The 19,287-nt window shown below is 67.0% G+C and carries 15 protein-coding genes and 1 pseudogene; 10 read left to right on the top strand and 6 right to left on the bottom strand.

Features of this window, described 5'->3' with window-relative positions:
- The 3 genes and pseudogenes from NJD74_RS03585 to NJD74_RS03575 all read right to left on the bottom strand — a co-directional run bounded on the left by NJD74_RS03585 (position 1) and on the right by NJD74_RS03575 (position 3,433).
- Positions 1–1,125 (bottom strand): Gfo/Idh/MocA family oxidoreductase, encoded by a 1,125-nt coding sequence (locus NJD74_RS03585; protein WP_319623677.1) that lies wholly within the window; start codon positions 1,123–1,125, stop codon positions 1–3.
- Between the two features lie 11 nt (positions 1,126–1,136).
- Positions 1,137–2,353: pseudogene (locus tag NJD74_RS03580) on the bottom strand (nucleoside permease).
- Positions 2,354–2,380: 27 nt separating this feature from the next.
- The gene (locus NJD74_RS03575; protein WP_070473473.1) at positions 2,381–3,433 is read right to left on the bottom strand and encodes a sugar phosphate isomerase/epimerase family protein; all 1,053 of its coding nucleotides are present in this window, start codon (positions 3,431–3,433) and stop codon (positions 2,381–2,383) included.
- Positions 3,434–3,528: 95 nt separating this feature from the next.
- Between NJD74_RS03575 and NJD74_RS03570 the strand changes: the two genes are divergently transcribed.
- Together NJD74_RS03570 and NJD74_RS03565 are read left to right on the top strand one after the other, a co-directional pair.
- Positions 3,529–4,581, top strand: coding sequence for a LacI family DNA-binding transcriptional regulator (locus tag NJD74_RS03570; RefSeq protein WP_102789083.1), 1,053 nt, complete (start codon positions 3,529–3,531; stop codon positions 4,579–4,581).
- A complete protein-coding gene (locus tag NJD74_RS03565) occupies positions 4,569–5,594 on the top strand; it encodes a hypothetical protein (RefSeq protein WP_319623676.1) in 1,026 nt (341 codons plus the stop codon). The genes NJD74_RS03570 and NJD74_RS03565 overlap by 13 nt, the downstream gene beginning before the upstream one ends.
- A gap of 13 nt (positions 5,595–5,607) precedes the next feature.
- On the opposite strand, the gene NJD74_RS03560 is transcribed toward NJD74_RS03565, so the two are convergent.
- Positions 5,608–7,653, bottom strand: coding sequence for a TonB-dependent receptor (locus tag NJD74_RS03560; protein ID WP_319623675.1), 2,046 nt, complete (start codon positions 7,651–7,653; stop codon positions 5,608–5,610).
- A gap of 216 nt (positions 7,654–7,869) precedes the next feature.
- Here NJD74_RS03560 and NJD74_RS03555 point away from each other — a divergent pair, with 216 nt between their 5' ends.
- From NJD74_RS03555 to NJD74_RS03520, 8 genes are all read left to right on the top strand, one after another.
- On the top strand, positions 7,870–8,331 hold the full coding sequence (locus NJD74_RS03555; RefSeq protein WP_319623674.1) for a DUF1801 domain-containing protein: 462 nt from the start codon (positions 7,870–7,872) through the stop codon (positions 8,329–8,331).
- Between the two features lie 88 nt (positions 8,332–8,419).
- Entirely contained in the window at positions 8,420–9,544 is a 1,125-nt protein-coding gene (locus NJD74_RS03550) for a metallophosphoesterase (RefSeq protein ID WP_070473466.1), read from the top strand.
- Positions 9,544–10,395 (top strand): alpha/beta hydrolase-fold protein, encoded by an 852-nt coding sequence (locus NJD74_RS03545; protein WP_319623673.1) that lies wholly within the window; start codon positions 9,544–9,546, stop codon positions 10,393–10,395. The genes NJD74_RS03550 and NJD74_RS03545 overlap by 1 nt, the downstream gene beginning before the upstream one ends.
- A gap of 83 nt (positions 10,396–10,478) precedes the next feature.
- Positions 10,479–10,913: a pyridoxamine 5'-phosphate oxidase family protein gene (locus NJD74_RS03540; protein WP_070473462.1), complete on the top strand. Its 435-nt coding sequence runs from the start codon at positions 10,479–10,481 to the stop codon at positions 10,911–10,913.
- 3 nt (positions 10,914–10,916) lie between these two features.
- On the top strand, positions 10,917–11,672 hold the full coding sequence (locus tag NJD74_RS03535; RefSeq protein ID WP_070473460.1) for a DUF72 domain-containing protein: 756 nt from the start codon (positions 10,917–10,919) through the stop codon (positions 11,670–11,672).
- A complete protein-coding gene (locus tag NJD74_RS03530; protein ID WP_070473458.1) occupies positions 11,665–12,513 on the top strand; it encodes a DNA-formamidopyrimidine glycosylase family protein in 849 nt (282 codons plus the stop codon). Before NJD74_RS03535 ends, NJD74_RS03530 begins: the two co-directional genes overlap by 8 nt.
- A 121-nt stretch (positions 12,514–12,634) precedes the next feature.
- Positions 12,635–13,312 carry a methyltransferase domain-containing protein gene (locus NJD74_RS03525; RefSeq protein ID WP_070473456.1) on the top strand — a complete coding sequence of 226 codons (678 nt, stop codon included), beginning with the start codon at positions 12,635–12,637 and terminating at the stop codon, positions 13,310–13,312.
- Between the two features lie 215 nt (positions 13,313–13,527).
- Positions 13,528–14,754, top strand: a complete 1,227-nt coding sequence (locus tag NJD74_RS03520; RefSeq protein ID WP_070473454.1) for an MFS transporter — start codon at positions 13,528–13,530, stop codon at positions 14,752–14,754.
- Between the two features lie 189 nt (positions 14,755–14,943).
- Here NJD74_RS03520 and NJD74_RS03515 read toward each other — a convergent pair whose 3' ends face one another.
- Positions 14,944–17,142 carry a TonB-dependent siderophore receptor gene (locus tag NJD74_RS03515; RefSeq protein WP_319623672.1) on the bottom strand — a complete coding sequence of 733 codons (2,199 nt, stop codon included), beginning with the start codon at positions 17,140–17,142 and terminating at the stop codon, positions 14,944–14,946.
- A gap of 331 nt (positions 17,143–17,473) precedes the next feature.
- Positions 17,474–19,165: a malate dehydrogenase (quinone) gene (gene mqo, locus NJD74_RS03510; protein ID WP_319623671.1), complete on the bottom strand. Its 1,692-nt coding sequence runs from the start codon at positions 19,163–19,165 to the stop codon at positions 17,474–17,476.
- Positions 19,166–19,287 lie beyond the last annotated feature (122 nt).

Here is a 19,287-nt window from a genome sequence, read left to right as displayed (position 1 = left end):
TCAACCGATGGCGGTCCAGGCACGGGTCCTGGCCGAGGTGATGACGCGGTCGACGATCAGCGCCGAGCGCACGCCGTCTTCGAAGGTGGGCAGGCCCTGCGGCTGTTCGCCTTCAATGGCGAGATAGGTATCGGCGACGAACGCCTCGAAGCACTGGGCGTAGCCCTGCGCGTGCCCCGCTGGCAGCACGGACAGCCGGCGTTGCTCGGCACTGCCGGCGCTGGGGCCGCGCACGAAGGTTTCCTCGCGCTGGTCGGGCTGGCCGATCCAAAGCCGCTCGGCGTCTTCCTGATTGAAGGCCACGCTGGCCCTGGCACCATCGATCTCGAACCAGAGGCGGTTGTGGCGTCCGGCCGATACCTGGCTGACCGTCAACGATGCCAGCGTACCGGCGCTGGTGCGGAACATCGCCGCCGCCACGTCCTCGCTGGTGACCGCCTGCATCGCGCCACCGGCTGCCGCGGTGGTGAAGCTCTGCCCGGTGTCGGTGCTGCGTTCGGCGATCACCGTGTCGAATGCCGCGCTGACCTCGGTGAAGCGCTCGCCGCTGACCCATTCCACCAGGTCGCACCAGTGCGAGCCGATGTCGGCGAACACGCGCGACGCGCCGCCCAGCGCCGGGTCCACGCGCCAGTTGTTGCTGGCCGGGTCCAGCAGCCAGTCCTGCAGGTAGCTGCCGTGAATCAGGTGCAGGGGCCCCAGTTCGCCATGGGCGATGCGTGCGCGCGCCTCGCGGACCACCGGGTGGTAGCGATAGACGAAGGGCACCGTGGCGACCAGCGCGTTGGCCGCAGCCAACGCCGCCAGCGCCCGGGCGTCTTCCAGCGTCGTGGCCAGCGGCTTCTCGCAGACCACGTGCTTGCCGGCTTCCAGTGCGGCCTGTGCCATGGGTCGGTGCAGATGGTTGGGCGTGCAGACGTGCACCACCTGCACCTGTGGATCGGCGACCACGTCCTCGATGTCCCGATAGGCACGCGGGACACCCCACGCCTGCGCCACGTCGCGTGCGCGCTGCGGAGACGATGCGGCCACGCCACGGATGTCGGCACCCGCCAGCAGCGCCGCGCGCCGGTGCACGGCACCGATCATTCCCGTGCCGACGATGGCGATTCCAGGTTTTGGCATCAGGTGGGTCCTCAGGGCGTGGAAGGTGCGGCCGCGACCACTGGCCGGTCGCGGAACAGCAACAGGAAGGCGATCAGCACGACCAGCGCGACGCCTGCCGGGAACAGCCAGATCTGTTGCCAATCTGGACCGGCTGCAGTGGTGAAGTGCTCCACCACCGCGCCGGACAGGAACGTACCGATCAGCATGCCCACGCCATACGTGGCCAGCGTGATGAATCCCTGCGCGCTGCTGCGCGCGGCCGGGCCGGCATGCGCATCGGTGTAGATCTGGCCGGTGACGAAGAAGAAGTCGTAGCAGATGCCGTGCAGCACGATGCCGATCACCAGCAGCGAGAAGCCACCAACCGCATCACCAAAGGCGAACATGACGTAACGCACGACCCATGCGGCCATGCCCACCGCCAGCATCGTCTTCACCCCCAGCCGCACGAACAGGAACGGCATGGCCAGCATCAGCAGGACTTCGGAGACCTGTCCCAGCGACTGCAGGCCCGCCGCGCCGCGCACGCCCAGGTCGTTGAGATACGGGTTGGTGAAGTTGTAGTAGAACGCCAGCGGGATGCAGATGGCGATCGATGCCAGGAAGAACACGAGGTAGGAGCGTGACTTCAGCAGGCGCAGCGAATCCAGCCCCAGGATCTGTCCCAGCCCGGCGTCGCGCTGCTGTGCCAGCGCGGGGTGTGCGGCAGGGTGAACGCATACAGGCCCAGCGCCAGCGACGCCATCGCCGCCATCCGGAACGTCAGCTCGAGCCGATGCGCCTGTTCCCAGCCCAGCCAGCCGATCAGCACGCCCGCCACGATCCAGCCGACGCTGCCGGCCACCCGCACGAGCGGAAACTGCTTTTCCGGCGACTGCATGTGCCGCATCGCCACACTGTTGGCCAGCGCCAGCGTTGGCATGAACAGCAGCATGTACCCCATGACATAGAAGGAGAAGGTGCTGAAGTCCGTCGCCGTGGACGCCAGCCACATCAGCGCCGCGCCAGCGAGGTGGAGTACCGCGAGGATGCGCTGCGCCGCGAAGTACCGATCCGCGATCAGGCCGACCAGGAAGGGCGCGACGATGGCGCCGATCGATTGGCTGAGAAACGCCGTCGCGACCTGGCTCGCGCTGGCCTGCAACGGCCCCTGCACCAGGTAGGTCCCCAGGGTGACGAACCATGCCCCCCAGATGAAGAACTGCAGAAACATCATCGCGCCCAAGCGCGACATGGTGTGCGTCATGGCTTGCCCTCCCGGGGCGGTATCGGCTCAGATTCCCAGCATGCGGCGCAGTGATGCGGCGTCTGTGCCGCTGTCGGCAAAGTCATCGAAGGCGCGTTCGGTCACGCGGATGATGTGGTCGCGGATGAAGGCGGCTCCTTCCCGTGCACCGTCTTCCGGGTGCTTCAGGCAGCACTCCCATTCCAGCACCGCCCAGCCGGGAAAGTCGTACTGCGCGAATTTCGAGAAGATCGCCTTGAAGTCGATCTGGCCATCGCCGAGTGATCGGAACCGCCCCGGACGATCGATCCAGTCCTGGTAGCCGCCATACACGCCACTGCTGGCACTGGGGTGATATTCCGCGTCCTTGACGTGGAAGATGCCGATGCGATCGTGGTAACGGTCGATGAAGCCGAGGTAGTCCATCTGCTGCAGCAGCAGGTGGCTGGGGTCGTACAGGATCTTTGCGCGGGGGTGCTGGTCGACCACGTCGAGGAAGCGCTCGAAGGTCGCGCCGTCATGCAGATCCTCGCCCGGGTGGATTTCGAAGCATAGATCCACGCCGCAGGCGTCGAATGCATCCAGGATGGGGCGCCAGCGGCGGCCGAGTTCGGCGAAGGCTTCCTCCACCAGACCGGGTGGGCGCTGCGGCCAGGGATAGAAGTAAGGCCAGGCCAGTGCGCCGGAGAACGTTGCATGCGCGGTCAGCCCCAGTCGCTGGCTGGCCTTGGCGGCCAGCAGCAGCTGCTCTACCGCCCAAGCCTGGCGGGCGACAGGGTCGCCGCGTGTGTCCGGCGGCGCGAATCCGTCGAACAGGCTGTCATAGGCGGGATGGACGGCGACCAGCTGCCCCTGCAGGTGGGTGGACAGCTCGGTGATCTGCAGGCCATGCCCGTCCAGCATGCCGATGACATCGTCGCAGTACGCTTGGCTGCGCGCAGCTTCGGCCAGATCGAACAGCCCGGGCGCGCTGGTCGGCACTTGTACGCCAGAATAGCCCAGCCCCGCGGCCCATCCGGCCAGCGTGTCCAGCCGATCGAAGGGAGGTGTGTCGCCGATGAACTGCGCCAGGAACAGCGCTGGACCCTTGAGCGTTTTCAAGAGGATTCGCCCTCGATGCAATCGATTGCATTATCCTAGCAGGGGCATTCGAAAGTCCTGTTGTGCACTGCACAGCGGAAGGAAGAGGTAGCGCCATGGCCACCATCTACGACATTGCAAAGCACGTCGGCGTCTCGGCCGGCACGGTGTCGCGGGCGCTGTCCCGGCCGGACAAAGTGCTGCCGGCTACACGCGCGCGCATCGAGCAGGCCGCTGCAGCGCTGGGCTACGTGCCCAACACGGTGGCCCGTACACTCAAGACCCAGCGCAGCGGCAAGATCCTGGTCACCGTGCCGGATATCGCCAACCCGTTCTTTGCCCAGATCCTGCAGGGCGCGGAGGACGCGGCGCAGGCGGTTGGCTACGCTGTCCTGCTGGGCGATACCCAGAACCTGCCCGAGCGCGAAGAGCGCTACGCGCAGATGCTCCGGCGCAACGAGGCCGACGGCCTGATCGTGCTGGGGCACCGCCTGCCGCCGACGGCGCGCGAGATCGTCCAGCAGCGGGGCGCTGCCGCGCCGGTGGTCAACGGATGCGAATTCGACCCCGCGCTGGGCATTCCCAGCGTCCACATCGACAACGCGGCTGCCGCGCGCGCGGTGATGGAGCACCTGTACGGGCTGGGGCACGAGCGGATCGCCGTGGTGGGCGGGCCGCCGGACAATCCCCTGCATCAGCAACGGCTGGAGGGGGTCCGGGCCGCCGGCAAGGCGCGTGGCCGCCTGCGTCAGTTGAGCGTGGTGCCGGGCGACTTCACCGTCGAATCCGGACATGCGGCCGGGATGTCGCTGTTGGCGCGCGCGCCCGTGCCGACGGCGGTGTTCTGTTTCAGCGACCAGATGGCGCTGGGCGTATTGGCGGCCTGCCGGGATCTGGGCATCCGGGTACCGGGTGATCTGTCCGTCGTCGGCTTCGACGATCTGGCATCGTCGCGTTACCTCACGCCTCCGCTGACGACCATCCGGCAACCGATGCGGGAGATCGGTGCCCGTGCAGTCAACCTGCTGCTTGCGATCATCGAACGTGTCGATGTGCCGCTTCAGCAGACGCTGGATTTCAGTTTGATGGTGCGGGGCTCGACGGCACCACCCACACCACATCCACTACCATGGGCCACCCGTCTGGATGCCCCCGCATGTCCATTGTGATTCCCACGCTGCCCAAGCCACCCACCGCCCGCATCGCGGCCTGGCTGCTGATGCTGCTGGGCATGTGGCTGACCTTGAAGCTGGGCCTGGTGGTGACCCTGCTGTCGGGCCTGCTGGTGTTCCACCTGACCCACCTGCTGGCCTCCACCGTCGAGGGCAGGCTGCCGCCCGGACGTGCGCGCGCCTATTCGGTGATCGTGCTGTCGGCGCTGATCATCGGCGCGCTGACCCTGGCCGCGATCGGCATCGCCTCGTTCTTCCGCAATGAAACCGGTGGCCCCGATGCGCTGCTGATGCGCCTGATGGACATCCTCAACACCTCCCGCCACCAGGTGCCGGACCTGTTGCAGCCGTACATCCCGGAAGATCTGCAGGCCTTGCGCACGGCCATGAACGACTGGGCCGCCACCCACCGCCAGCAGCTCGGCATCGCCGGCACCTCGGCCGTGCAGATCAGCGTGCGGATCCTGATCGGCATGGTGCTGGGTGCGATGATCGCGCTGTACGACGAGCTGCCGCTGCCGAAGCTGGGGCCGCTGGCGCGCGAGCTGATCGGCCGCACCAGCCGCATGGCCACGGCCTTCCGGCAGGTGGTGTTCGCGCAGGTGAAGATCTCCCTGCTCAACACGCTGTTCACCGCCATCTTCCTGCTCGGGGTGCTGCCGCTGTTCGGGGTGCATGTGCCGCTGTCCAAGACACTGGTGCTGATCACCTTCCTGGCCGGCCTGCTGCCGGTGGTGGGCAACATCATCTCCAACACGGTCATCACCATCGTCGCGCGGTCGGTCTCGTTCTACGTGGCCGTGGTCGCGCTGCTGTACCTGGTGGTCATCCACAAGCTGGAGTACTTCCTCAACGCACGCATCGTCGGTGGCGAGATCCAGGCACGCGCGTGGGAACTGCTGCTGGCGATGCTGGTGATGGAAGCGGCGTTCGGTCTGCCAGGGCTGGTCGCCGCGCCGGTGTTCTATGCCTACATCAAGCGCGAACTGCTGGACCAGCGCTGGATCTGAGGGCCGGGCCGCGCTAGAGCTTCAGGTTCAACGAGACATACGCCGAGCGCCCGGGGGCCGGTGAGAACATCGGCTGGTCGTCGCCGCCCCAGAAGAAGTTGTCATACCACGCATACGCGTAGTCGCGGCCGGTCAGGTTCTTCACCTGCACGTCCACGCTGACCCGCTCGGAAAGCCGATACGACGCACTGGCATCGAGCACCGCGAAGGCGCCGAACCTGCCCTGCGTGTTGCGCTCTTCAATGTAGTAGTCGCCCTGCATCCGGCCCTGCAGGCCGAAGGTCCAGCGCTCGTTGCCGCGGTAGTCCACGCCGATGTTGCTGATGTAGCGCGGCGTGGCGATCACCTCGTTGCCGGCCAGGGCGGTGCCATCGGTGGTGAACGCGCGCACCACCTTGGCCTGCTGGATCGCATGCGAGCCCCACAGCGTCCAGTGGTCGCCCAGGCGAGAGGTGAACTGCAGGTCGACCCCTTCGCGACGGGTCTGGCCCAGGCCGACCGAGGTGCCGGTGGCCGGCATGTTCGCTACTTCGTCCGTCGCGTCCTGGCGCCACACCGCGATGCGCGCGTCGGTGCCGACGGCCGGGGTGAACTTGATGCCCAGCTCCTTGCCGGTGTTGATCGAGGGCCGGAAGGTCTCCTGGCCGGCGGTGAGGTAAGCCGGTGCGGTGGAACCGGTCAGCACCTGGAAGGTCCTGCCCCAGTTGGCATAGATGTTGAGGACCGGGGTGATTGCGTAGACCACGCTCAGCTTGGGCTGGCCGATGGTGCCGTAGCGCTGCAGCGGCGCGGTGATGCCACCGGGCAGGTGGGTGCTGCCGGAGAAGCGGTCCACACGGTAGGCCGGCACGATCTTCAGCGCGGAGGTGGGCTGATACACGGCCTGCGCGTAGGCACCGAGGTTGTCCAGGGTGTAGCGGTCGTCGTTCTGGATCCGCGCCGGGGTGGAGAAGTCGGTCGGAATGGCGTGGCTGTAGCGCAGCCGGCGGTACGTATTGTCCTGATGCTCGGCGTTGAATCCACCCTCGACCGTCAGCGCAGGCGTGGCGGCCCAGGTCAGCGTGCTGAGCAGGCCGGTCTGTTTCTCATCCCACTGACGACGCTGGCGCGGCGCGTTGCCGGGCACGTACGCGGTGAAGGTCACCTGCCGGTCGTCCTCGTAACGGTTGTAGTACAGCTTGTTGCTGACATGCACGGCATCGCTGAGCTGCAGATCCAGATGGGTGCTGAGATGGCGCATGTCGCGGTCGTCGACGTCGTTGGCATTCTTGAGCGCGGATCCGCGACGATCGGCTGCCAACTCTGCGGCGGTCATGAAGCCGGGCTCGTCGGCTTCGTGGTGGTACACGCGCGCGATCAGACCGAGATTGAACAGGTCATCGTCGCCGCTGAAGAACCACTTGCCGCCCAGCGAGTATTTCTTCGATCGGTCATGATCGCGGTAGCCGTCGGACGCCTGCGACGCCAGAAAATAGTTCTGCGCGACACCGTTGGCGTCGCGACCGATCGCCACCTGCGCTTCGCGGGTGTTGTAGCTGCCATAGGTGAGCCGCGCATCGGTATACGTGCCGCCCTGGCGGGTGCCGAGGTTGATGTTGCCCCCGATGTTGTGCAGGCCATAGCGCGGGTCGTTGGTACCGCGCACGACTTCGATGTAGTCGATGTCCAGCGGGAACACCATGTCGATGAAGCGCTGGTTGCCACTGTTGACGTTGCTGGGAATGCCATCGATCAGGATCTTGATCCCGTTGAGGTAGCCCTCGCCATTGAATGCACGGAAGGTCGCCTTGCCGGACTCTGCGCCCTGGCGGGTTTCGGTCAGCTGCATGCCCGGCATCTGGCCGAGCAGTTCCCAGCTGTTGGACACGTTCTTCTCATGGACCTGGTCGCCGCCCATCACATCCACCGAGGTCAGCACCCGGTGGGCGGCCAGGGGACGGTTCGCGCCTTCCCGCACGTGCACGCTGCCGAGGGTGATCGCAGCATCGGCGGATTGGGCGCGCGCTTCGCCGGCGCACAGGGCCGCCAGTACGGCGGACACCATTGCCTTGGTTCTCATCTCTTCGTGCCTCAGGAGCAGGTAGGACAGGGCGTGGACCAGCAGACACCGGACGTCTGCTGCTCTGACCTGCTAAAGAAATAATATAACATTGCAATCAAGCGTCGTTCCATCCCGTAGGCCGCTCGCGCGCCTGTGGCTTGAAGCCCCTTCCGATCGGGTCTATAACGCGCACGAAGGGCGCCGGCCGGGCCGCCCATGGTGATCGGTGTCCCCATGATCCAGCCCAATGCCCGTTCAACGCCGCGCGCCGCAATGGCCAGCGAGCCGTCCGCGTCGCAACAGATCGATGCCCGCATCCAGTCGCTGGAGGATTGGCGCGGCGAGGCGCTGTCCCGGATCCGCGCCTTGGTCCACCAGGTCGATCCGGACGTGGTGGAGACATGGAAGTGGCGGGGTGTACCCGTGTGGGAGCACCACGGCATCCTGTGTACCGGGGAGACCTACAAGGCGGCCGTGAAGTTGACCTTCGCCAAGGGCGCGTCGCTTCCCGATCCCAACGGGCTGTTCAATGCGAGTCTGGAAGGCAACACCCGCCGCGCCATCGATCTGCACGAAGGCGATACGATCAACGCCACCGCGTTCAAGGCGTTGATCCGCGCGGCGATGGCGCTGAACCGGGCGGCCAGAACCGCTGCTCCGGCGCCACGCCGGAACGCCCCCCGGCGCTCAGCCTGAATCGTCACGACCTCCTGCACTGGAACCGGCGGGCCGAATCGGGAACGATGGGGGGCTGACTCCCCCATCGATATTCCAGGATGTGCCTGTGCTGAGTGTGATCGGCTGTTTGCTTGCGTTGTATCTGGTGTGGCGCCTGATCTGGCCGTTGCGGCTGCCGCGCCCGGTCCGGATCGCGCTGGGCCTGTTGGTGGTGGCGCTGGCGCTGCACCACCGGATCGTGGCGCAGTTTGCCGGGACCATGGCGTCGCCGGAAATTCCCACGGCGATGATCGCCGTGCTCGCCACCGGCTTCACCACGCTGCTGCTGAGCGCGGTATTCGTGCTGCTGCTGGACGCGCTGCTGCTGATCGCGTGGCTGGTGCGTGCGCGGCGCGTGCTGCCGACGCTGCGTGCGACATGGCTGCGTCCGACGGCCGGCGCATTGGCGCTGCTGCTGTCTGCCTACGGCATCTGGCAGGGCATGGCCGTGCCCAAGCCGCGTCAGATCGAGGTTGCCATCGACGGCCTGCCGGCTGCGTTCGACGGTTATCGCGTGCTGCAGCTCACCGATATCCACGCCAGCCGCCTGCTCACGGGTGCCTGGGTGGAGAAGGTGGTCGCCGAAAGCAATGCGCTCCATCCGGATCTGGTGGTGATCACCGGCGATCTGATCGACGGCAGCGTTAGCGCCCGTGCCAACGACTTCGCGCCCCTGGCCAGGCTGCACGCGCCGGATGGCGTCATCGCGATCACTGGCAACCACGAGTATTACGCGCAGTACGCCGAGTGGATGCAGGCCTTCCGCGGGCAGGGCATGCAGGTGCTGGAGAACACCCATACCCGGGTGCAGCGCGACGGGGCGACGTTGACCATCGCCGGCGTGACCGATCCCGTGGCGGCACGCTATGGCCTGCCCATGCCGGACCTCGGCGCTGCCCTGGCCGGGGCGGACCCGCAGGCACCGGTGATCCTGCTTGACCACCGTCCGGTCGAAGCCCGCGCCAACGCCGGGCACGGCGTGGCCCTGCAGCTGTCCGGGCACACGCATGGCGGGCATATTCTGGGTATGGACCAGCTGGTCAAGCGTGCCAACGGTGGCTATGTCTCCGGGCGCTACCAGGTGGACGCGATGACGCTGTACGTCAGCAACGGTGCCGGGCTGTGGCCGGGCTTCGCCGCGCGGATCGGCGTGCCCTCGGAGATCACCCTGATCACGCTGCGGGCGCGCTGATGGCGTCCGGATGTGCGATGCCCGGGGTGGTGTTGCCGGACACCGAAGCCTGGACCGTCCGCGACCCGGTGGGCCGGGACTACCCGATCTGGGTGTCCCTGCCGGCCGGGTATGCGCGGGACACGCACCTGCGCTACCCGGTGCTGTATGTCACCGACGCGCTGTACAGCTTCCCGCTCGCGCGCAGCGTGCGCAACATGGTCGGGCAGGGCGGTGCGCACCTGGCGCCCTTCATCCTGGTCGGGCTGCCGCCGCAGCAGGGGCTGAGCTCGCAGCAGAGCCGCTCGCGTGACTACACCCCGACCCAACCCAGCCGCAGCCCGGGCGACGATTACACCGATGGCATCACCTACGGCGGCGCTGCGCACTACCGCGATTTCCTGGCCGACCATGTGCTGCCACAGGTCGAGGCGCGCTACCGCACCGACGCGGCGCAGCGTGCGTTTGCCGGCCATTCCTACGGTGGGCTGTTCGGTGCGTACGTGCTGCTGACCCGCCCGGCGATGTTCCAGCGCTACATCCTTTCCAGCCCATCGCTCTGGTTCGACCAGCACGTGATCAACCGGGTCGAGGCGGACTACGCCGATGCCCATGCCGATCTGAACGCGCGCGTGCTGCTGTCTATCGGCGCACACGAAACCCCGGCGTCGGACGCACCGTTTGCTGCGCGCAACGACATGGTCGCGCATACGCGAGCGTTTGCCGAGTGTCTGCGCGGGCGCGGTTATCCAGGCCTCTGGCTCGAGACACGCGTGGTTGCCGATGAGGATCACCTGACGGTCTACCCGGCGATGCTCACCCGCGCGCTGCTGGCCCTGTTCCCCAGCCGGAGCACCGCCCTGGCCGTGTGAAATTTTCGCCAGCGGGCGTGCACGCCTCGGTCACCGCGCAGCGCGGAGGCTGGGCGCACATGCCACGCCCACCCGGAGACCCCATGACCACACTGACCCTGCCCGAACTGGCCAAGAAGATGGCCGGCATCGATTTCGCCATGCTGCAGACCCACACCGCCAGCGGCGAGATCGCCGGCCGGCCGATGAGCAACAACGGTGACGTGGACTACGACGGCGACAGTTACTTCTTCGCCTTCGACAGTGCCGACATGGTGGGCGAGATCGAACGCGACCCGAAGGTCGCGCTGTCCTTCACCGGCAGCAAGTCACTGCTGGGCAAGCCGCCGCTGTTCGTGGCCGTGGAAGGCCATGCCACCCTGAGCCGCGACCGCGCGACCCTGCAGGCACATTGGGTCCCGGACCTGGAACGCTGGTTCGAACAGGGCGTGGATACCCCGGGCATCGTGCTGATCCAGGTCAAGGCGACCCGTATCCACTACTGGTCCGGCGAAGACGACGGTGAGATCCGGCCGTAAGCGATGCCGGCCGCCCCCGTCAGGATCGGATGCGCAGGCTGGTCCATTCCCGGCAGGTACGCGGCGTTGACCGGCGAGGGCGAGAGCATGCTGGCGCGCTATGCAACGCGTTTTTCGGCGGTGGAGATCAACTCCTCGTTCTACCGGCCACACCAGCAGCGGACCTATGAACGCTGGGCGGCGAGCGTGCCGGCTGGCTTTCGTTTTTCGGTGAAGCTGCCCAAGGCGGTGTCGCATGACGCAGCGCTGCGCGGTTGCGGCCCGGCGCTGGATCGGTTCCTCGAAGAGACCGCCGGCCTGGGCCGCAGGCTGGGCGGATTGCTGCTGCAGCTGCCGCCCAGCCATGCATTCGATGCACGGGTGGCGGCGGGTTTCTTCGGCCTGCTGCGCCGTCGCACGGATACGCCGGTGGTCTGCGAACCGCGGCATGCTAGCTGGTTCACGCCACAGGCCGAGGCGTTGCTGGGGCGGCACTCGGTAGCGCGCGTCGCGGCCGACCCTGCGCGGGTTACGGGGGCGGCCCACCCCGGGGGTGACGCCGCGTGGCGCTATTGGCGTTGGCATGGCGCACCGCGGATGTATTACAGCGAGTACGACGAGGCGGCGCTCCAGTCCCTGGCGCGTGATGTCGCGGCGCATGCCGGCAGCACGCGCTGGGTGATCTTCGACAATACCGCCCATGGGTTCGCCATCGCCAACGCGGCACGGCTGCAGGACATCCTTGGCGGCGCATCCCACCCGGGGGCCGCCGATGCCTGAAGGTCCTTCCATCGTCATCCTGCGCGAGGCGGCGGCGAAGTTCCGTGGGAAGACCGTGCGCCTGGCGACCGGCAACAGCTCGCTCGACCTGACCCGCATGGAAGGCCGTCGCGTGGTCACCCTGCGCAGCTGGGGCAAGCATTTCCTGATCGAGTTCCGAGGCTTCAGCCTGCGCGTGCACATGCTGATGTTCGGCAGCTATCGCATCGATGAGCGCAAGCCTTCCCCGCCGCGGGTATCGCTGCAGTTCGACAACGGCGAGCTCAACATCTATGCCTCGTCGGTGAAGTACATCGAAGGCGCGCTGGAGGACACCTACGACTGGCGCGGCGACGTGATGGACCCCTCGTGGGATCCCAGGCTGGCGCGCAGGAAACTGAAGGAACACCCGGACACCTTGATCTGCGACGCGCTGCTGGACCAGGACATCTTTGCCGGCGTGGGCAACATCATCAAGAACGAGGTGCTGTTCCGCACGCGCGTGCATCCTGAATCCACGGTCGGCGCGCTGCCGTCGCGCAAGCTGGGCGAGGTCATCAAACAGGCGCGGCAGTACAGCTTCGATTTCCTGGACTGGAAGCGGCAGTTCGTCCTGCGCCAGCACTGGTTGGTGCATACCAAGCGCACCTGCCCCCACTGCGGTGGCCCACTCAGCAAGACCTACCCGGGGACGACCCGGCGGCGGACGTTCTTCTGCCCGGTCTGCCAGCTGCGCTACGGTACGGCGCCGGTCGTACGCAAGGCCGTCCGCAAGGCCGCAGGCAAGGCAGTCCGCAAGGTCGCAAAGGGCACCCCTGGAAAGGCCCCAAGGCGTTCAGCCAGGGCCACGCGCATGGCGTAGGATGGGCTGTCACACGCACGTACGCGCGTCCTGCGCGATCGACGTCCGATCGCCCTCGCTCCTTCCTCCGAGTCCTTCATGCCGCCCCGGGATGAAGACTCCCGTGTCCCACGGAGCGCTCATGCCGGGCTATACCACCCGCATCCTCACCATTCCGGTCGGCGGTCACGACTTCCGTATCCGTGCGCTCACCGATCTGCAGCAGTTCTCCGATCCTACCGGCCGCGCCGCGCGTGCCGGCATCCACTCCTCGCTGTGGAGCCTGTTCGGCCAGATCTGGCCGGCCGGCCGCGCGCTGGCCGATACCATGAGCCACTTCGACGTGGCCGGTAAGCGCATCCTGGAACTGGGCTGCGGGCTGGGCCTGTCCAGCCTGGTGCTGGCACATCGGGGCGCGGATGTCGTCGCGACGGATCACCATCCGTTGGCCGAATCCTTCCTGGCCTACAACGCAGGGCTCAACAACCTGCCGGCGGTGACCTACCGCGACCTGCCCTGGGAAGTTCCGGATGGCTCGCTGGGCCGCTTCGACCTGATCATCGGCAGCGACATCCTTTACGAACGCGGCCACGCCCACCAGATCGCCGCGATGATGCTGCGGCATGCCAAGCCCGATGCCGAACTGCTAATCACCGATCCCGGGCGCGGCAACGTCGGCGCGTTTTCGCGCGGCATGGCCCTGCAGGGCTTCGATGTGACCGAAGAACTGGGCCTGTTCGAGGATGAGGGCGATGCGCCAGGCCATGGGCGGCTGCTGAGTTATCGGCGCGGCGCCGTCCGCCCGGCGGCCCTCGCCTGAGCGCGGGCCGGGCGCGTTGCGGCGACGGCGTTCCTCCGTGACACGACGTGCAGATCCGCTGGCGTAGGCTGTCGCCGTCCAGATGCGGCCCAGGCGGCCGGGAGAGCCCCGATGCGATGTCGTCCCCTGTCCAGCCGCGATGGCCTGCCTGTCAGCAGGGCGCACGCTTGAGTACGGCCAGCGCCGCGCCGGATGCGCGACCACAGACCCGCTCGATGATCATCGCCGGGCTGTCCACCGTGGTGGAGTGGTACGACTTCACGCTCTATCTGTATCTGGCCACGGTGTTGTCGAGGGTGTTCTTCGGCGGCGGCGAGAACGCGCTGCTGGCCACGCTGGCCGGGTTCGCGGTGTCGTATCTGATGCGCCCCCTGGGCGCGCTGGTGTTCGGCCATCTCGGCGATCGCTTCGGCCGGCGCTACATGCTGTTGGCCTCGATGCTGCTGATGACGCTGGCCATGCTTGCTACCGCGCTGCTGCCCACCTTCGAGAGCATCGGCGCCACCGCCGGTGTGCTGTTGTTGCTGTTGCGCTGCCTGATGGCTTTTTCGGTCGGCGGCGAATACACCGGCGTGGTGGCGTACCTGCTGGAAACCGCGCCCGTGCGGCGGCGCGGCCTGGTCACCTCGCTGGCGTCGGCCGCGAGCGAGGTGGGGGCCCTGTTGGCAGTGGCGCTGTCGGCGCTGACGGTGGCGCTGCTGAGCACGGCCCAGCTGGATGGCTGGGGCTGGCGCATTCCCTTCTTTGTCGGCGCGGCGCTGGCCGGCGCGATCCTGCTGGCGCGCTCGACCATGCATGAGTCGCCCGAGTTCGAGCGGCAGCAGGCCGAAGGCACCGTGCCGGAGTCGCCGATCCGCGACACCTGGCGGCACCACAAGGCCGCGATCGCCCGCACCTTCGCGATCTCCGCACTGGGCTCGATCACCTATTACGTCGGCATTACCTATGTGCCCGCATTCCTCGGTTCGGTTGGGCAGGTGAGTGAATCCGAAGCGCTGTGGCTCTCCACGATCGCGGCGGTGGCGGTGATCGTGGTGACGCCGCTGGCCGGCGCGTTGTCGGACCAGGTCGGTCGTCGGCCGGTGTTGATCGCGCTGGCCGCCCTGTCGGCGTTGCTGCCGTTGACGATGTTCTCGGTGATGGCCGGTGGCAGCACGCTGGCGATCGGGCTGGCCGCGGTGGTGTTGGCGTGCCTGGCCGGTGGCGTGAGTGCGGTGGCGGCACCGGCGACGGCCGAGCAGTTTCCCGGCGAGGGGCGGCTCAGCGGGCTGGCATTGGGCGTCACCATGGCGACGGCCTTCTTTGGTGGCGCCACGCCGTTGCTGGCCGAAGTGCTGGTGCGCCACACCGGCTGGTCATCGGCCCCCGGCGCGATGATCGCCGGGGTCGCCGTGCTGGTGCTGCCGGTGATGTGGACGCTGCGCGAGACGCGGCCCCGGTAGCGCCGGCCGCTGGCCGGCTGCACACAGGGTGCCGAGAAGGTAGTGCCGGCCGCTGGCCGGCTCCACGCAATGTCGGGTCTTGGAGGAGCCGGCCAGCGGCCGGCACTACCTGGACACGGTGCGCCGCCACCAAAAAAACGGGCCGCCCGAAGGCGACCCGTTCGTTCAACACAGCGATGTCGTCAGGCCTCAGTATTTCCAGCGCAGGCTCAACGCGACGAAACGCGGCTCGCCGTAGTTGTTGTAATCCAGGTTGGCCCAGTAGGTCTTGTCCAGCGCGTTGCGCACGCTCAGGGTCGCGGTCCAGCTGTCGCTGAGGCGGTAGTTGGCGTTGAACTGCACCAGCGCGTACGCCGGCTGGTTCACCGTCACCGTGCCGCCGAGCGGATAAGGAACGTTGTAGCCCTGCACCTTGCTCTGCCACTGCACGCCCGCACCCACGCTCAGGCGTTCGAGCGCGCCGCGCAGCCGCACCTGGGTGTTGAGCTGCAGCAGGTCCTCGGCCGGGTTGGCGTACAGCAGATCAGTGGCGGCACGGGTCACCTTGACGTGGGTGAAGCCGGCATTGACCGTCCAGCCCGGCAGGATTTCGCCGTTGACGTCCAGTTCCCAGCCGCGTGCCTTGGTGCCGTTGATGCCGATGTAGGCCGAGCTGCCATCGCTGAGCGAGCGCTCCGGCACGCTCGTGTCCAGCACCGCGTAGTTGTCCTGCTTGGCCTCGAACACAGCCGCATTGGCGGTCAGGCGACCGTCGAACCACTGCGACTTGATGCCCGCTTCCAGGTTCGAGCCCTCCACCGGCGCCAGCAGGTTTTCGTTGCGGTCCTTGAAGTTCTGCGGGTTGAAGATCTCGGTGTAGCTGGCATACGCCGCGACCTGCGGGGTGATGTCGTAGACCAGCCCCACATAGGGCGTGACTTCGTCCGTCACCTTGTAGGCGCCGCTGGTGCCGGTGTAGGCCCCGGTCGTGCCGTAGGCGCGGGTCAGGGTCTCCCAGCGGCTCAGCCGCGCGCCGGCGATCAGTGCCAGCGGGTCGGCCAGGCGCAGGCGGGTGGCCACGTAGAAACCGCTCTGCGTGGTCTTGGCGACCCGGCGTGCACCGGTACGCGAATAGGTCACTTCGGAGATGTCGCCATCCCAGGTGCGGATGTCCGGGATGTAGTAGCAGCGCTCGGTGCCGCACCGCGCCCAGTCGGTCGGGTAGCGCAGGGCGATGGTGTTGGTGGTGCCTTCCAGGTCCGCCCACTGGCCGCCCACGGTCAGGTCGTGTTCGCGGCCGAACAGCGAGAACGTGCCGCTCAGGTAGGCATCGACGTTGCGCCGGGTGTCTTCCGAATCACCGGCGGCAGTGCGCAGGAAGATGCCCGCGCCGGTGGCCGGATCGGGGTAGCCGCTGCCGTAGACGCGCACGTTCTGCACGTTGCCCCGGGTGTAGGCGGTGTTGATCTTCAGCAGCCAGTTCTCGCCGAAACGCTGCTCCAGGTTGGCGAACGCCGTGCTCGTCTCGCGCTGCCAGTAGCTCCACTTCGGGGCGACGTTGGTCGAGCGCGGCAGGTGCGCGAAGTCGCCCTGGCTGTTGAAGAACGGCACGGTGCCCCAGGTCGAGCCGACCGGGTTGTTGTCCTGGGTCTGGTAGCCCACGGTCACGGTGGTGCTGTCGGTCAGGTCACCTTCCAGCACGGCCATGCCGGCCATCTTGTTCTCGTGGTAGCGGTCGTAATACAGATCGCGGTCGGTGTAGGCGGCGACCACTCGGCTGCGGAAACGGCCATCGGCGGTCAGCGGCGCGGTCACGTCGGCCTCCATGCGCTGGTAGTCCCAGCTGCCGGCGCTCACTGCGAAGGAGGCATCGAATTCCTTGCCCGGGCGCTTGCGCAGCAGGTTGACCGTCGCCGATGGCACGCCGGCGCCGCTCAGCAGGCCGTTGGCACCGCGGATCACTTCGACGCGATCGTAGAAGGCGGTGTCGTACTCCTGGTTGGTCGAACCGCTGTAGGTGGGGATGCCATCGACCTGGAAATCAGTGATGGGAAAGCCGCGGGCGTAATAGAGCGGACGCTGGGTGTCGTAGAAGGAGACACTCACGCCGGTGACGTTGCGCATCACGTCGTTGATGCTGAACAGCGATTCGTCCTGCAGGCGCTGGAGCCCGATCGAGGTCGCTGACTGCGGGGTTTCCTGCAGGCTGATCGGCAGGCGGGTGGTGCTGGATGGCATCGCGCGCGCACCGACCACGCTGACCTTGTCCAGGGTCTTCGCATCGGCAGTGCTGCTGGCGTCTGCCAGCGCATCGGCGAAGGCCTGCGGGGCGGTCAGCGAAAGGGCGGAGAGCAGGGCCAGGGCCAGCGGGGCACGGCGGGAGCGGAGCGGGTGGGCGCGGAGCGACATGGGGGTCTCTGGACGGTAGTAGGGAAGGAAGGCAACAGGCAGGCAACGCCGGCGCGCAGGCGCCAGGCACGGTAGGTCCATCCTGGGAAAGCAGGCTGTCGGGCAGCTGCGGGGAGACGGCAGTCCGTTGAGACCGTCCCGTTTCCGTAGCGACACCCCTGCGATGCGCAAATGTAAATCGTTCTCAGTCGCTTTACAATTCTTGAACAATCGGCCGCGTCGGCGTAGAGCGGTCGCGCGGCGGCGCTGGCCCCCAAAAACGCAACCGGCCACCGCGAGGGTGGCCGGAGGGAAACCGTGGCGGAGGCCCGAAGGCCTCGCCGGTGCAGGCTTACAGCGCCTGCAGTTCTTCGTTGGCGTTGCGCTTGGCCTCGGCCGGCTTGGCGGCCGGCGGCGGGGTCAGCATCACCGCCGGGCTGGTCTCGACCGGCACCTCCAGGTACGGCAGCTTCAAGGTTTCGCTGGTCAGGCGGCGGATCTCATTGGTCAGCGCCGGGCTGTCATTGAGCTTGCGGCCATACGACGGCACGATTTCCTTCAGGCGCGCTTCCCAGCCCGCCGCCATCTGCTCGGGGAAGGCTTTCTTGAGCAGGTCCAGCATGATCGGCGGCGAGGTCGAGGCACCCGGCGAGGCGCCGAGCAGGGCGGCCAGGGTGTGGTCCTGGTCGGTCACGATCTCGGTGCCGAACTGCAGGATCGAGCCCTTTTCCGGGTCCTTCTTGATGATCTGCACGCGCTGGCCGGCGGTGACCAGCGTCCAGTCCTCGCGCTTGGCGTTGGGGTAGTACTTGACCAGCTCGGCCTGGCGGTCGTCATCGTTCAGGCGTGCCTGACCCATCAGGTACTTCACCAGGTCCAGGTTCTCCAGGCCCACGCCCATCATCCCGGCCACGTTGTTGTGGTTCACCGAGGAATACAGGTCGAACCACGAGCCGTGCTTGAGGAACTTGGTGCTGTACAGCGCGAACGGCCCGAACAGCACGACCGGCTTGCCATCCAGCTTGCGTGCGTCCAGATGCGGGACCGACATCGGCGGCGAGCCGGTTTCGGCCATGCCGTAGGCCTTGACCGAATGGCGGCCGGCCACCTGCGGCGACTGGAAGGCCAGGAACTGGCCACCGACCGGGAAGCCGGCGTAGTTCTTCGATTCCGGGATGCCCGACAGCTGCAGCAGCTTGAGCGCGGCGCCACCGGCACCGATGAACACGAAGCGCGACTTGACGGTGGATTCGTTGTCGGACTTCAGGTCCTTGACGGTCACGTTCCAGCTCTTGTCGTCGTTCTGGCGCAGGGCACGCACTTCATGGTTGAGGTGCAGGCTGAAGTTCGGGCTGCGCTGCAGGCCAGCGGTCAGCTGGCGGGTGATCACGCCGAAGTTGACGTCGGTACCCAGCGGCATCCAGGTCGCGGCGACCTTCTGCTTCGGGTCGCGGCCTTCCATCAGCAGCGGGGCCCACTGCTTGATCTGCGCGGCGTCCTCGGAATACTGCATGCCGTAGAACAGCGGGTTCTTGACCAGTGCCTGCTGGCGCTTGTGCAGGTAGGCGATGTTCTCATCGCCCCAGACGAAGCTCATGTGCGGGGTCGGGTTGATGAAATCGCTGGGCTGGCTCAGGCGCCCTTCGCGCACCTGGTGGGACCAGAACTGGCGTGAGATCTCGAACTGCTCGGCGATGCCGACCGCGCGCTTGGTCTCGATGCTGCCGTCGGGTAGTTCCGGGGTGTAGTTCAGTTCGGCGAATGCGGAGTGGCCGGTGCCGGCGTTGTTCCAACCGTCCGAACTTTCCAGGGCAACCCCGTCCAGGCGCTCATAGACCTGGATGTTCCAGTCCGGTTGCAGCTCCTGCAGGAACGTGGCGAGCGTGATGCTCATGATGCCGCCGCCGACCAGGACGACGTCGACCGGCTTGTCGTTGCCGGCGGCCGGGACCGAGCGCTGATGCAGCGGCCAGTACAGGAACAGGGCCGCTGCCAACAGCAACAGCACGAGCAGGCCGAGGACGACCTTCGCTAGTTTTTTCATGGGGATCTCAGGTAGGGAGACATGGGAAGGATGCCGCCGCTGCCGGGAACGCCCGTGAAGACGGGCGTCACAGCGGTACCTTGATCGCAATTTTAGCCCGTTCCGGTACGGATTTGGTGCAA

The sequence above is a fragment of the Stenotrophomonas sp. RG-453 genome, from assembly GCF_033843685.1.
Taxonomy (GTDB): domain Bacteria; phylum Pseudomonadota; class Gammaproteobacteria; order Xanthomonadales; family Xanthomonadaceae; genus Stenotrophomonas; species Stenotrophomonas bentonitica_A.
This window is presented reverse-complemented; position numbering and strand designations above follow the sequence as displayed.